The sequence below is a fragment of the Bacillus sp. SIMBA_031 genome, from assembly GCF_046535225.1.
GTDB lineage: Bacteria > Bacillota > Bacilli > Bacillales > Bacillaceae > Bacillus > Bacillus velezensis.
The window spans coordinates 361,090-375,279 of sequence record NZ_JAWRXC010000003.1; the positions used below are offsets into that span (position 1 = coordinate 361,090).

The following is a 14,190-nucleotide window of genomic DNA, read 5'->3' on the forward strand; positions in this document are numbered from 1 at the left end:
GTAGAATTGTAATAGATTCATAATAAAAGGGGGAAAAGATATGGCGGGGTTCGTCAAAAAGGGATTGGCTTTATTGACGGCATCAGTTTTGGCATTCTGTCTCGGCGCCTGTTCAAATTCAAAAGAATCGGCTGGCTCTGACGGCAAAAAGGTACTGACCGTGTCCGTTGAAGAAACCTATAAAAAATATATTGAAAGCATTAAAGGAGAGTTTGAAAAAGAGAATCACGTCACAATCAACATTGCAGAAAAGCAAATGTTCGATCAGCTGGAGGCGCTTCCTTTGGACGGCCCTGCCGGCAATGCGCCTGACGTTATGCTTGCCGCATATGACCGGATCGGCAGTTTGGCGCAGCAAGGTCATTTGCTTGATCTAAAACCTGCTGATACAAAAAGTTTTGGAGATAAAGAGATGCAGCAGGTAACGGTTAACGGAAAGGTGTATGGAATGCCGCTGGTGATTGAGACGCTTGTTCTGTATTACAACAAAGATCTTATAAAAAAAGCGCCGGCAACATTTAAAGACCTTGAAACATTAACAGAGGATCCCCGCTTTTCATTTGCTTCTGAAAAAGGAAAGTCAACGGGATTTTTAGCAAAGTGGACTGACTTTTATATGTCGTACGGTTTGCTGTCCGGTTACGGCGGATATGTATTCGGGAAAAACGGCACAGATCCCGGGGATATCGGCCTGAACAATAAAGGGGCTGCAGAAGCGGTGAAATACGCGGAGAAATGGTTTAAAACGTATTGGCCAAAAGGCATGCAGGATAACTCAAGCGCAGACGATTTTATTCAGCAAATGTTTTTGGATAAGAAAGCGGCTGCAATCATCGGCGGGCCTTGGTCGGCTGCCAATTTTCAAGAGGCCGGCCTGAACTATGGCGCCGCTCCTATTCCGACATTGCCAAACGGAAAAGAATATGCTCCGTTTGCGGGCGGCAAAGGCTGGGTTGCTTCAAAATATACAAAGGAACCCGAGCTGGCTGAAAAATGGCTTGAGTATGCTGCAAATAATGACAATGCGTTCGCTTTTTATGAGAAGACAAATGAAGTTCCGGCCAACACAGCCGCAAGGAAGAAAGCGGGGGAGCAAAAAAATGAGCTGGCGTCAGCTGTTATTAAACAATATGAGTCAGCGGCACCTGCGCCGAATATTCCTGAAATGGCCGAGGTATGGACTGGTGCTGAAAGTTTAATGTTTGATGCGGCTTCGGGGAAAAAAACAGCAAAAAAATCGGCGGATGATGCGGTAAACGTCATAAAAGAAAACATCAAAGAAAAGTATGTGAAATAAAATCGGAGGGGAAGTGTCCGTAAGAATAGAGGGCGAAAAATGAATAAAGATGGTACACTTTTACACCAAAAACGGAAGGCGTCATGGTTTTTATCGATCATTCCGGGAATTGGACAGATTGCGAATCAGCAGATATCAAAGGGGATCTTATTTCTGGTCATTACAAGTTTGTTTGCTGTTGAATTATGCGTTTTCGGTATTGAGGCGCTGACCGGATTGGTTACCTTGGGAAGTGTTCCCGGTGAAGATCACTCATTGTTTATGCTGATTGAAGGCACGCTGCAATTGATCTTGACGTTGATTTTTCTCATGTTCTATATCTTTTCAGTTTATGATTTCCGTCATACCGCCGCTATGAAAGCGGCGGGTTTGAAGGTGAATACAGCGGCCGAGGATATCATCCGCCATGCGGGAGATAAAGGGTTTCCTTATTTATTTACACTGCCGGCATATCTCATGATGGTGTTTGTGATTATTTTTCCTGTTCTGGTGACTCTGTTTGTTGCTTTAACAAACTATGATTTTTATCATATACCGCCTAACAGTCTGATTGACTGGGTCGGCTTTAAAAATTTCTTGAATATCTTTTTTGTCGGTTCTTACCGGGAAACATTTGTGAATGTGCTGGGCTGGACCATGATATGGACAATCTGTGCAACAACGCTGCAAATCATTTTGGGGATCGTGACGGCACTTTTCGTAAATCAAGATTTTATTAAAGGCCGACGGATATTCCGAATGATTTTCTTATTTCCATGGGCTGTTCCGGCCTTTATCACAATTATGAGCTTTTCCAATATTTTTAATGACAGTATAGGGGCGATGAACACTCAGGTGATTCCATTAATAAACCACCTGCCGTTTGTGGAACTGCCGGCGATCGCGTGGAAGACTGATGCTTTCTGGACGAAGACCGCTCTGATTATGATTCAGACCTGGCTTGGCTTTCCTTATATTTATGTCATGGTAACGGGGGTCTTGCAGTCGATTCCGGGTGAATTGTATGAAGCCGCAAAGATTGACGGGGCTTCTTTTATGCAGCGCTTTCGCAATATTACATTACCGATGATTTTATTTGCGACAGCACCGGTGATGATTACACAATACACATTTAACTTTAATAATTTTTCGATCATTTATTTGTTTAATGAAGGCGGTCCGGGAAGCGCGGGAGCCGGTGCCGGGTCGACCGATATTTTAATATCCTGGATCTATAAACTGACAACCGGCACTTCTCCGCAATATGCTGTGGCAGCGGCCGTGACATTGTTAATTTCTTTCGTGGTCATTGGAATTTCCCTGATTGCTTTTAAAAAGTCAAATGCTTTCGGTAATGAGGAGGTGATGTAGATGGGTTCCAGAACGGCCGGAATGCTTACGAAAATCTGCACCTATTTGTTTTTGCTGGTTTTAAGCATTGTCATTTTATATCCGCTGCTGATTACGGCTTCCTCCGCTTTCCGTGCGGGAAATGTGACGGCTTTTCAGCTCGATTTCTCAGGTTCCTGGACTTTTGATCATTTTAAGCGGCTGTTTGAAGAGACGCTCTATCTTCATTGGTACAGCAATACGCTGATTATCGCGCTGTCAGTCATGGTATTGCAGGTCACGATTGTAACGCTTGCCGGGTATACGTACAGCCGCTATCGGTTTGCGGGGCGAAAAAAGAGTCTTGTCTTCTTTTTAATCATTCAAATGGTGCCCACAATGGCAGCGCTGACTGCTTTTTATGTATTGGCCATGCTGATAGGCGCTCTTGATCAATACTGGTTTTTGACAGCGATCTATATCGGCGGCGGAATTCCGATGAACACGTGGCTGATGAAAGGTTATTTTGATACAGTTCCGAGAGAAATTGATGAGGCTGCGCGGATGGATGGAGCGGGGCACTTCAGGATATTTGCCTCCATTGTGCTGCCGCTTGTGAAGCCGATGCTTGCCGTTCAAGCGCTTTGGGCGTTTATGGCGCCGTTCGGGGACTATTTGCTGGCGAAGTTTTTGCTTCGCTCCCCGGAAAGGCTGACCATTGCAGTAGGATTGCAGTCGTTCATTTCAAATCCGCAGCAGCAAAAAGTCGCCCTGTTTGCGGCGGGGGCTATACTTGCCGCACTGCCGATATGCATCTTGTTCTTTTTTCTCCAAAAGAACTTTGTATCCGGGCTGGCGGCGGGCGGAACAAAGGGGTAGTTCAATGAAGAATGTGCAAAATGAAAGCTTTATGATCCGCAGTCTTAAAGCATCGGTGTCTCCGTCAGGTATTTGCCGTTACGGGAAAACATTCAGCTGGCTTCAGCTTTCCTTTCTCTTTATGTTTTTGACGTCCTGCCTTATGGCGCCGTTTACGATGTCGTTTTTGAAAATGGACCGCTTCAGCCTCAAATTGGTTATGCCTGCGGCGCTTTCTGCAGTGAATGATCGTTTTGCCGAACAATTAAACGGTATTCAAATCAGGAACGGAAAACTGACAGGCGGACAGCGTGTTGAACAAATTGAAGAGGGCAAACATCTGCTGGCAGTCGATATGGAGCATGAATGGAAACCAAACGGTGAAAATGGGCGTTTGCGTGTAAAAGGATATGACAACGCGGTCATATTCCAGCCTGACCGGCTGATTATGACCGACCAAAACGGAATGGGGTTTTCAGTTCGCTATGGGAAAGCGGACGCCAGGCTTACGGACCCGGGCGTATATGAGACGGAGGCTGTTATCGGTCAATTGTGGCTGGCACAGTATAAGCCGATGATCATGATGCTGGGGTGCGCAGTGATTTTTTTGATCCAGCTGTTTTTTACAGCTGTGCTTGCGGGAGGCATCTGGATGGCAAAATTATCAAAAATGATCGATATCGCGTCATGTAAGGAAGCAGCTTCTGCAGCGATTTGCGCATCGGCTCTGCCTGCATTCGCGGCAGCTGCTATCGGGCTGATCCGCTTTGATTTGATTACTGTATTAATGGTTCATACATGCGGCGTCACGTTGATGATTGCTTTTTTATTCAGATATATGGCCAAAACCCGCCGTCATAATGAAAATGTTCATTCGGGAGGAAGACATGATAAATCAGCGGTTGTTTGAGATTGATGAATGGAAAATCAAAACCAATACATTTCAAAAAGAGTATATACGGCTGCAGGAAAGCCTGACTTCTCTTGCCAACGGCTATATGGGCATCAGGGGGAATTTCGAAGAGGGCTATTCAGGCGGCAGCCATCAAGGCACATATATTGCGGGCGTGTGGTTCCCTGACAAAACGCGGGTAGGCTGGTGGAAAAACGGGTATCCGGACTATTTCGGAAAAGTGATCAATGCGATGAATTTTATTGGTATAGATGTGTATCTTGACGGTGAAAAAGTCGATCTCTATCAAAACCGACTCGAATCATTTGAGTTAGAGCTTCATATGAAAGAAGGAATTCTGAGGAGGAGCGCTGTTGTCCGTATTCAGGATAAAACCGTGCGAATCAAATCAGACCGATTTCTCAGCCTGGCCGTAAAAGAGCTATGTGCGATTCATTATGAAGCGGAGTGTCTGACAGGGGAAGCCGTCATTACGCTTGTCCCTTATCTTGATGGCAATGTTGTAAACGAAGATTCAAACTATCAAGAGCGGTTTTGGCAGGAAAAAGAGACAGGAGCGGATTACCGCCGCGGGCACATAACGGCAAAAACGCTCGACAATCCGTTCGGAACGCCGCGTTTCACCGTCTCCGCCTTAATGGGAAATTTGACAGAAGGATATGTCAGTCAAAGCTTTCAAACTTCCGGCATGTATGCTGAAAATCGCTTCAGCTACCAAAACAAAGCTTCATTGAAAAAGTTTATTGTTGTCACGACTTCACGCGATGCTCAAGAAGCAGAGCTTACTTCGAAAGGGGAGGAGCTTTTGGCGGCTATTCTTAAGCAAGGTTATGAAGAAGCGAGACAGCAGCATATTGCCAAGTGGATGGAAAGATGGGCAAAAGCGGATATAGAGATAAAGGGAGATGAGGAACTTCAGCAAGGCATCCGCTACAATATCTTTCAGTTATTCTCGACATACTACGGGGCAGATGCCCGTTTGAACATCGGACCGAAAGGATTTACAGGCGAAAAATACGGCGGTGCCGCCTATTGGGATACCGAGGCGTATGCCATTCCGATGTATTTGGCGACAGCCGAGCCGGAAGTCACGAAAAACCTGCTTTTGTACCGCTATCATCATTTGGAGTCTGCCAAACGGAATGCCGCCAAGCTGGGGATGAAGGGGGCGCTTTATCCGATGGTGACGTTTACCGGAGATGAATGCCACAATGAGTGGGAAATTACGTTTGAAGAAATTCACCGCAACGGCGCGATTTGCTATGCGATCTGCAATTATGTCCAATATACAGGGGATCGCGCCTATATGGATGAATACGGGATAGACGTTCTTGTGGCAGTCAGCAGGTTTTGGGCCGACCGTGTTCACTTCTCGAAACGAAAAAATAAGTATATGATCCATGGCGTCACAGGACCGAATGAATACGAAAACAACGTTAACAACAATTGGTATACGAATGTCATTGCGGCTTGGACGTTGGATTATACTCTACAAAGTCTCGAAAGGATCTCACCGGAGAAACGCCGCCTTCTGGATGTGCAGGAAGAAGAATTGAAAGTCTGGAGAGAAATCATCCAGCACATGTACTATCCGTATAGTGAAGAACTGCAAATTTTCGTTCAGCATGACACATTTTTGGACAAAGACCTGCAATCAGTTGACGAATTAGATCCAGCTGAACGGCCTCTTTATCAAAATTGGTCATGGGACAAAATCCTCCGCTCCAGCTTTATTAAACAAGCCGATGTGCTGCAAGGCATTTATTTATTTCCTGACCGTTTCTCTATAGACGAAAAACGCCGCAACTATGAATTTTATGAACCAATGACGGTTCATGAATCAAGCTTATCGCCCTCCATTCACGCGGTGCTCGCTGCCGAATTGAGGATGGAAAAGAAGGCGCTTGAATTATATAAGCGTACAGCAAGGCTTGATCTCGACAATTACAATCGTGATACGGAGGAAGGCCTTCACATTACCTCAATGACGGGAAGCTGGCTGGCGATCGTCCAAGGGTTTGCCGGCATGCGTACTTTAAAAGGAACGCTCTCATTCACCCCATTTTTGCCGAATGAATGGGACGGTTACTCGTTCCATATCAATTATCGAAACCGCTTGATCAAGGTGACGGTCGAAGAAAGGCGCGCCATTTTTGAGCTTGTCAAAGGCGAACCGGTGTCCATCACGGTTTATGGAGAGCCGATGGTGCTGAATGAACGATGTGAAAGGAGAATGCCTGATGAGTGAATGGTGGAAAGAAGTTGTCGTGTATCAAATTTACCCGCGCAGTTTTTATGATTCCAATGGAGATGGATTTGGGGATTTACAAGGCATTATCAAAAAGCTTGATTATATCAAAAGACTTGGCGCGGATGTGATCTGGCTGTCGCCCGTGTTTGATTCTCCGCAGGATGACAACGGCTATGACATCAGTGATTACAGAAACATGTACGAAAAATTCGGAACAAATGAAGATATGTTTCAGTTAATTGATGAAGTGCATCAGCGCGGAATGAAAATCATCATGGATCTGGTCGTGAATCATACGTCGGATGAACATGCCTGGTTTGCCGAAAGCCGCAAGTCGAAGGACAATCCTTACCGGGATTATTATTTTTGGAAAGACCCGAAATCGGACGGTTCTGAGCCGAATAATTGGGGATCGATTTTTTCAGGCTCGGCGTGGACGTTCGATGAAGGGACAGGACAGTATTATTTGCACTACTTTTCGAAAAAACAGCCTGATTTAAATTGGGAAAATGAAGCCGTTCGCCGGGAAGTGTATGATCTGATGAAGTTCTGGATGGATAAAGGCGTTGACGGCTGGCGGATGGATGTGATCGGTTCCATTTCCAAACATACCGATTTTCCGGACTATGAAACAGATAACAGCCGCTCCCATATTGTCGGCCGTTATCACTCTAACGGCCCCCGCCTGCATGAATTTATTCAAGAAATGAACAGGGAAGTGCTTTCTCATTACGACTGCATGACGGTCGGAGAGGCAAACGGTTCTGATATTGAAGAGGCGAAAAAATATACGGATGCAGGCAGGCAAGAGCTGAATATGATCTTTACATTTGAACATATGGATATCGATACAGAACAAAACTCGCCAAATGGGAAATGGCAGATCAAGCCGTTTGATGTGATTGCTTTAAAACAAACAACGACAAGGTGGCAGACCGGGTTGATGAATAGCGGCTGGAATACCTTGTATTTTGAGAACCACGATCAGCCGCGGGTGATTTCCCGCTGGGGCAATGACGGTGAGCTGCGAAAACAGTGTGCGAAAGCATTCGCAACGGTTCTCCACGGGATGAAAGGAACGCCGTTTATTTACCAGGGAGAAGAAATCGGCATGGTCAACAGTGATATGCCGCTGGAGATGTATGACGATCTTGAAATCAAAAATGCGTATCGTGAAGTAGTCATCGAAAACAAGACGATGACGAAGGAAGACTTCCGGAAAGCCGCGGCGAAGAAAGGGCGGGATCACGCGAGGACGCCGATGCAATGGGATGCAGGAAAACATGCCGGATTCACAGCCGGAGACCCTTGGTTAGCGCTCAATTCCCGCTATCAAGAAATCAATGTGAAAGAATCCTTGGAAGATCAAGATTCAATTTTCTATTACTATCAGAAGCTCATTCAATTACGAAAGCAATATAAGATCATGGTATACGGAGATTATCAGCTGCTGCTGGAAGATGATCCGCGAATCTATTGTTATATCCGTAAATATCAAGGGAAAAAGCTTCTCGTCGTTGTGAATTTGTCGGAAGACAAGGCCCAGTTCGAAGCGCCTCCGGAACTGATCCATGAGCGTTGGAAAATCCTGATTTCGAACTATCCGCAGGAGCCGGCGGACTTGACGGGCATGTGCCTCGCACCTTATGAAGCTGTGATGGGTATCAGCATATGAAAGCGGTTATTTTTGATTTAGACGGAGTGATAACAGATACTGCTGAATATCATTTTCTCGCTTGGAAATATACGGCGGAACAAATCGATATTCCCCTTGACAGAAGTGTGAATGAAAACCTGAAAGGAATCAGCCGGGAAGCGTCACTTGAAAGGATCCTTATTTTTGGCGGAGCGGAAAAAAGGTTTACACATGCGGAGAAACAAGAACTGCTGCATCAAAAAAACCAATATTATCAAACGTTGATCAGCAGATTGACGCAGGAAGATCTCTTGCCGGGAATCGGCAGGCTTCTTTGTGAATTAAAAAATGAAGATATAAAAATCGGGTTAGCATCTTCAAGCCGCAATGCCCGCGCGATCTTAAAACGTTTGGCGATTATCGATGATTTTCAAGCCATTGTTGACCCGGCGGCTCTTGTGAAGGGGAAGCCTGATCCCGAAATCTTTTTAACAGCTGCAGCGCTTCTCGGTGTATCCACGGCTGAATGCGCGGCAATAGAAGATGCTGAAGCAGGAATCTCTGCAATCAAATCTGCCGGGATGTTCGCGGTCGGTGTCGGGTGTGAACAGTCGATGCTTGGTGCTGATCTGGTTGTGAGGCAAACCGGTGAATTGTCGTTTGGGCTGTTGAAGGAAGAATGGAAGCAGTATAGGGGAAAGGTTTTAAAAAGCATCAGAGAGTGAAAAAAACCTGCAAGAGACATCATCTCTTGCAGGTTTTTTGGGCATTACTTCTGGTCTTCTGTATTGCGTGTCAGCACTTTATCGATTAAGCCGTATTCTAAGGCTTCATCAGCTGATTTGAAGTTGTCGCGGTCTGTATCGCGCTCAATGACTTCAAGCGGCTGGCCGGTACGTTCAGCAAGCACTTTGTTTAATTTGTCGCGAAGCAAGAGAATGCGTTTTGCCGCGATTTCAATTTCTGTCGCCTGTCCTTGCGCTCCGCCAAGCGGCTGGTGAATCATAACTTCACTGTTAGGAAGCGCGTAACGTTTGCCTTTTTCTCCGGCTGCAAGTAAAAATGCTCCCATAGAAGCGGCCATACCGATGCAGATCGTGGATACTTTCGGTTTAATGAACTGCATTGTATCATAGATTGCCATGCCGGCAGTGATTGATCCGCCAGGGCTGTTAATGTAAATGGAAATATCTTTTTCAGGGTCTTCCGCTTCAAGGAATAAAAGCTGTGACACGATGGAGTTCGCAACGTTGTCATCAATCGCAGATCCAAGCATGATAATACGGTCCTTCAAAAGACGGGAGTAAATGTCATAAGCTCTTTCTCCGCGGTTCGTTTGTTCAATGACTGTAGGTATTAAATTCATAATGCTCCTCCTTCACCTTTTAGGTAAGTATGTATTTACATGATACATTTTTGGTCAATAAAGGTCAAACAAAACGCTGACCAAAATGCCAACCTTTTCTTCTAACACCATTTTTCCCATAAAACAAAAAGTTCAAACAGCAAAGTGGAAATGAGGATGATCAGCGCCGGCGCTTGAGAAAATGATATGGCGGGAGCGCTCAAAATAGACCGCAATCGCGTCGGTACGTACGGCTGAAGAGTCTGACTACGTTGTCCGCCCTTCCAAAAGCCGTACCGGCAAATACGTTTCCAGCGGCAAATCATCAAATTCGCCTTCAATTTCTTTTGCTAAAATCTCGATGGCTGTTTTGGAAATCAATTCAATCGGCTGCTGGATGGTTGCCAAATCCGGCAGAACCGATTGAACGGTTTCGGTGCCGTCATAACCAATCACTTTTAATTGATTCGGGATGTCTATTCCCCGTTTTTTGGCCTCGGTCATCACTGCAGCCGCCATGATATCATCGCTGGCAAAAATTCCGTCGGTGTCAGGCTGTTCATCGAATAATGTTGAAATAATGTCATGGTAATGCTGATAAAAGGGTACTTCATATGTAATAGGCCTCCGTCCGTGTTCATGCATGACGTCTTCGTATGCTTTTCTTCTGAGGTTTGCCGGTGTCTCGAGTTCAAGCGGGCCGTTGATATGGACGATGTGCCGGCACCCTTTTTCAATCAGCAGTTCTGCCGCCTTTTTTCCGCCGTCATAGTTGTCTGAGCCGACGACGGGAATCGTGTCTGATAAGTAATGGTCAATGGCGACAATCGGCAGATTTTGCTTGTGATAATTGAGAATTCCCCGGTTGTAAGTCACGGCGATCACGCCGTCCACTTGGTTTCTTATCAGCATCTCCAAATATTTTTCTTCCTTATCCTTTCGATGTAAACTGTTGCAAAGCAGCAGTTTGTAGCCCATGGACGTACAAATGCTTTCAATATGAAAGGCGAGTTCGCCGAAAAACGGATTGCTGGAGTTTGGGATGATAAGTCCTATTAAATTGGTTCGTTTTCGGAATAAAGAGCGGGCCAGATCGTTTGGAAAGTAATTGATTTCTTCCATCGCCTTGTACACTTTTTCTTTTGTTTTTTCGCTGATATAGCCGCGGTTATTTAATACCCGCGAAACGGTTGTAGATGAAACTCCCGCTATTTTCGCAACATCATGAATGTTAGGCTTCATTCCCGTGCCCTCCTGCTTACTGAAATGGCTTACAATTTCCGTCACGCACTTATTTTAGAGAATCAGGCTGACATGTGCAAGGACATTCCATGTTTCTGTTTTCATATAAAGAGGGTGCGTTTTTGTTTGATTGAAATAATCAGAAAATTGTATGTCAACCGATTGACATATGAAACCGGTTGACATACAATTCTTTTTGAAAGCGCTTTTATGTTTTTGGGCAAAAGGAGGGAAATGAACGAATATGAAAAGATGGATGTTAGGAAGTTTGTCACTGTTGCTCATGTTTGCAGTCTGGGGGTGCAACAAAAGCGAAAGTGCAAATAGCGGCGGAAAAAAAATCATTTCAATGTGGGTGCATGTATCTGATGATAATGAAGAAGGAAAGGTTTATAAAAAAAGGGTGGATGCTTTTAATAAAAAGTACGCTTCAGAAAATGTCGAGGCAAAAATTGAATTCATTCCCCGAAGCGGTAACGGCGGAGGTTATGAAGACAAAGTGAATGCGGCACTGACAACAAACACCCTGCCTGATGTTATCACTTTGGACGGACCAAATACTGCAGCTTATGCAAAATCTGGCGTTATTGCGCCTTTGGATGAGTATATGAAAGACCAGGATGATTTATTGCCGAGCATTAAGCAGCAAGGCACCTACCAAGGTAAACTGTATGCAATTGGCGTCAGTGAATCGTCGGTCGGCATCTACTATAACAAAAAAATGCTTAAGGATGCCGGGGTTGATTTGAAAACGCTGCCAACAGTAAAAGATCCTTGGACATGGAATGAATTTCTTGAGCTTTGCAAAACGCTGAAAAATAAATTTGAAAAACCAGCCATCGACATGCAATTACAGTCAAAAGACGAAATATTGACTTATGCGCTCTTACCGTTTGTTTGGTCAGCTGGCGGGGATATTCTTTCAGAAAACGGGAAGAAAGCGGATGGCGTCTTTAACGAAAAACCAGCTGTTGAAGCGATGACGTTTATACAAACGATGCTTAAAGAGGGCTATACTACACGCACCCCTGTCAAACAAGCGTTTGAGACGGAGAAATACCCGATGAAGATGAGCGGCGTGTGGACAATAACCGATCTGAAAACGAACTTTTCCAACGTCGATTATGGAGTGATGCCATATCCTGTATCGCCAAAAACCAAAAAGCTTGTCTCTCCTTCAGGAAGCTGGCAGTTCGCAATGACACAAGCATCTGAAAATAAGGCATGGGCAGCAAAATTAGTAGATTGGATGACCAATAAGGATTCCAATATCGAATTAAGCCGATCGATCGCCGCCCTGCCTGTACGTTATTCATCAGAGAAAGTGCTGACAAAAGAATTTTCTGATGAAATGAATGTCTTTATGCAGCAGCTGAAAGAAACAGGGCATGCACGTCCGGTGACACCGGCATATCCGCAGGTAACCCGAGCATTTCAGCAAACAATCGATGACATTAGCTTTTATGATCAAAATCAGGATATTCAAAAAGTGCTGGATACACGTGTAAAAGAAATGCAATCCGCCATCGATAAGGCAAACTAGCAGGTGGGCGCCATGAATAAAACAATATTGAAAGAGACTAGACCGGCCTTTCCATTAGAAAGAAAGCCAGTGAAAAAAATACGCTGGCGGGAAAACGCAGTCGCATATATGTTCTTAGGGCCGGCATCGCTTATTTTATTAATGTTTCTTGTGATTCCTTCCATCATGGCTGTGTACTACGCATTTACAGATTACTATTTGCTGACGCCTGATTTGCGTAAGTTTATCGGCTTTGATAATTTCATCAAACTTTTTCAGGATCCAATATTCTTAAAAAGCTTGGGCAACACCATTACATTTGTCGTCTTTTTGATACCGTTACAGATCGGGACAGCACTCGGGCTTGCCCTCCTATTGAATAAAAAGCGCAAAGCCAACGCTTTTTTCAAAGTCGCATACTTTAGCCCCGTTGTCATGTCACTGGTTGTCATTTCCGTTTTGTGGCTGTACTTGCTGAATCCGAATGAAGGTATGATAAACAATGTATTGGCAAACTTTGGTCTGTCACCACAGCCTTTCTTGACGAGCCCTAAGCAAGCAATCTTTACGATCGTTGTCGTTTCCGCTTGGCAGGGAGCAGGTTTTCAGATGCTCATTTTTTTAGCTGGTCTGCAAAACATTCCCGAGGATGTCTACGAGGCGGCGCAATTAGATGGTATGAATAAATGGCAGCGTTTTATTTACATTACATTACCTTTGTTAAAACCGACATCTGTTTTTATCTTTATCACAACGCTGATCAGCGCGTTTAAACTCCTTGTTCAGCCCATGGTTATGACCCAGGGCGGACCAGTCAATTCAACGATGACCGTTGTCTATTATATTTATCAAACCGGATTTACCGATCGGATGGTCGGATATGCAAGCTCGATCGCGCTCTTGTTTGGAACGATTATTGGATTGGTGACACTCGCACAACGCAAGCTGGTTAAGGAGGATGAAGACCATTGAGACGTAAGGTCGGGCCTTTGACAATTTTGGAGTACACGTGCCTTGTTTTGCTGGCCGTTCTATTTATTTTTCCGCTCATTTGGATGATCGCATCCTCAATGAAACCGGAAGCGGAAATTTACAATAATATGAACAGTTTCAAAGCGTTTCTGCCCTCTCTTCATCTGGCAGAATGGTTTTCATCCTATAAGGAAGTGCTGACTCGGTTTGATTTGCTCATGTATATTGGTAACAGTCTTTTTTATGGCTTGTGCGTAGCAGCCGGATCTGTTGTGATTAACGGAATGGCAGGGTTTGCATTCGCCAAACTGCAATTTACAGGGAAAAAGATTCTCTTTGGCATTTTGTTGGCGCTTTTAATTGTGCCGTTTGAAACGATTTTAATCTCACAGTTTACAATTATTCATAAAATCGGTCTGGTCGATACACGCCTTGCCGTTATTTTGCCGGCATTAGCGGGGGCATTCAATATTTATTTGTTCCGAAACTTTTTCATGTCAATTCCGGAAGAAATGATTGAATCGGCCAAGCTTGACGGAGCAAATACATGGCAAATCTTCTGGAGGATTATGATACCGATGTCTAAACCGGCTGTAGCCACTGTCGGAACTTTAGCCTTTATCGGCAGCTGGAATGATTATATTTGGCCGCTGATGGTTTTGACGGATAAGTCGAAATTTCCGATTCAAGTTGCGATTACAGCAATCAATAGCACAGAGCCTGTCTACACAAATCAAGTTATGGCTGTATTGACGATTTCCACCATCCCTTTGATCTTGATTTATATTGTGGCTCAGCGCTACATTTTGGAAGGTCTTAGCGGTTCGGGAACAGGTATTAAATAGA

General features: G+C 44.7%; 12 protein-coding genes. 10 read left to right on the plus strand and 2 right to left on the minus strand.

Features of this window, described 5'->3' with window-relative positions; all coding sequences use genetic code 11:
* The first annotated feature begins 40 nt into the window (after positions 1-40).
* Genes SB724_RS11730 through pgmB form a run of 7 tightly spaced genes read left to right on the plus strand, consistent with a single transcriptional unit; the run spans position 41 to position 8,988 of the window.
* Entirely contained in the window at positions 41-1,297 is a 1,257-nt protein-coding gene (locus SB724_RS11730; RefSeq protein ID WP_410571214.1) for an extracellular solute-binding protein, read from the plus strand.
* A gap of 39 nt (positions 1,298-1,336) precedes the next feature.
* On the plus strand, positions 1,337-2,647 hold the full coding sequence (locus SB724_RS11735; RefSeq protein WP_410571216.1) for a carbohydrate ABC transporter permease: 1,311 nt from the start codon (positions 1,337-1,339) through the stop codon (positions 2,645-2,647).
* Positions 2,648-3,484 (plus strand): sugar ABC transporter permease, encoded by an 837-nt coding sequence (locus SB724_RS11740; protein WP_014418954.1) that lies wholly within the window; start codon positions 2,648-2,650, stop codon positions 3,482-3,484. It abuts the gene before it with no gap.
* A gap of 4 nt (positions 3,485-3,488) precedes the next feature.
* Complete coding sequence (locus SB724_RS11745) at positions 3,489-4,373, plus strand: DUF1189 domain-containing protein (RefSeq protein ID WP_410571219.1); 885 nt, start codon at positions 3,489-3,491, stop codon at positions 4,371-4,373.
* Positions 4,351-6,624 carry a glycoside hydrolase family 65 protein gene (locus SB724_RS11750; RefSeq protein WP_410571221.1) on the plus strand — a complete coding sequence of 758 codons (2,274 nt, stop codon included), beginning with the start codon at positions 4,351-4,353 and terminating at the stop codon, positions 6,622-6,624. The genes SB724_RS11745 and SB724_RS11750 overlap by 23 nt, the downstream gene beginning before the upstream one ends.
* Positions 6,617-8,302 carry a glycoside hydrolase family 13 protein gene (locus SB724_RS11755; protein WP_410571223.1) on the plus strand — a complete coding sequence of 562 codons (1,686 nt, stop codon included), beginning with the start codon at positions 6,617-6,619 and terminating at the stop codon, positions 8,300-8,302. Before SB724_RS11750 ends, SB724_RS11755 begins: the two co-directional genes overlap by 8 nt.
* Positions 8,299-8,988: a beta-phosphoglucomutase gene (gene pgmB / locus SB724_RS11760; protein ID WP_410571225.1), complete on the plus strand. Its 690-nt coding sequence runs from the start codon at positions 8,299-8,301 to the stop codon at positions 8,986-8,988. The genes SB724_RS11755 and pgmB overlap by 4 nt, the downstream gene beginning before the upstream one ends.
* A gap of 44 nt (positions 8,989-9,032) precedes the next feature.
* Here pgmB and clpP read toward each other — a convergent pair whose 3' ends face one another.
* Both clpP and SB724_RS11770 read right to left on the minus strand, forming a co-directional pair.
* Complete coding sequence (gene clpP / locus SB724_RS11765) at positions 9,033-9,629, minus strand: ATP-dependent Clp endopeptidase proteolytic subunit ClpP (RefSeq protein ID WP_003151513.1); 597 nt, start codon at positions 9,627-9,629, stop codon at positions 9,033-9,035.
* Between the two features lie 246 nt (positions 9,630-9,875).
* Positions 9,876-10,850, minus strand: a complete 975-nt coding sequence (locus SB724_RS11770; protein WP_265972885.1) for a LacI family DNA-binding transcriptional regulator — start codon at positions 10,848-10,850, stop codon at positions 9,876-9,878.
* 244 nt (positions 10,851-11,094) lie between these two features.
* On the opposite strand from SB724_RS11770, the gene SB724_RS11775 reads away from it, so the two are divergent.
* Genes SB724_RS11775 through SB724_RS11785 form a run of 3 tightly spaced genes read left to right on the plus strand, consistent with a single transcriptional unit; the run spans position 11,095 to position 14,189 of the window.
* Positions 11,095-12,393 (plus strand): ABC transporter substrate-binding protein, encoded by a 1,299-nt coding sequence (locus SB724_RS11775; RefSeq protein ID WP_410571228.1) that lies wholly within the window; start codon positions 11,095-11,097, stop codon positions 12,391-12,393.
* 12 nt (positions 12,394-12,405) lie between these two features.
* The gene (locus tag SB724_RS11780) at positions 12,406-13,344 is read left to right on the plus strand and encodes a carbohydrate ABC transporter permease (protein WP_410571230.1); all 939 of its coding nucleotides are present in this window, start codon (positions 12,406-12,408) and stop codon (positions 13,342-13,344) included.
* On the plus strand, positions 13,341-14,189 hold the full coding sequence (locus SB724_RS11785) for a carbohydrate ABC transporter permease (protein WP_265972889.1): 849 nt from the start codon (positions 13,341-13,343) through the stop codon (positions 14,187-14,189). The genes SB724_RS11780 and SB724_RS11785 overlap by 4 nt, the downstream gene beginning before the upstream one ends.
* The last annotated feature ends 1 nt before the right edge of the window (position 14,190 follow it).

Bases quoted from the DNA above. Each gene is read 5' to 3' on its own strand.
- SB724_RS11730 (WP_410571214.1), top strand. From the start codon at position 41: ATGGCGGGGTTCGTCAAAAAGGGATTGGCTTTATTGACGGCATCAGTT.
- SB724_RS11735 (WP_410571216.1), top strand. From the start codon at position 1,337: ATGAATAAAGATGGTACACTTTTACACCAAAAACGGAAGGCGTCATGG.
- SB724_RS11740 (WP_014418954.1), top strand. From the start codon at position 2,648: ATGGGTTCCAGAACGGCCGGAATGCTTACGAAAATCTGCACCTATTTG.
- SB724_RS11745 (WP_410571219.1), top strand. From the start codon at position 3,489: ATGAAGAATGTGCAAAATGAAAGCTTTATGATCCGCAGTCTTAAAGCA.
- SB724_RS11750 (WP_410571221.1), top strand. From the start codon at position 4,351: ATGATAAATCAGCGGTTGTTTGAGATTGATGAATGGAAAATCAAAACC.
- SB724_RS11755 (WP_410571223.1), top strand. From the start codon at position 6,617: ATGAGTGAATGGTGGAAAGAAGTTGTCGTGTATCAAATTTACCCGCGC.
- pgmB (WP_410571225.1), top strand. From the start codon at position 8,299: ATGAAAGCGGTTATTTTTGATTTAGACGGAGTGATAACAGATACTGCT.
- clpP (WP_003151513.1), bottom strand. From the start codon at position 9,629: ATGAATTTAATACCTACAGTCATTGAACAAACGAACCGCGGAGAAAGA.
- SB724_RS11770 (WP_265972885.1), bottom strand. From the start codon at position 10,850: ATGAAGCCTAACATTCATGATGTTGCGAAAATAGCGGGAGTTTCATCT.
- SB724_RS11775 (WP_410571228.1), top strand. From the start codon at position 11,095: ATGAAAAGATGGATGTTAGGAAGTTTGTCACTGTTGCTCATGTTTGCA.
- SB724_RS11780 (WP_410571230.1), top strand. From the start codon at position 12,406: ATGAATAAAACAATATTGAAAGAGACTAGACCGGCCTTTCCATTAGAA.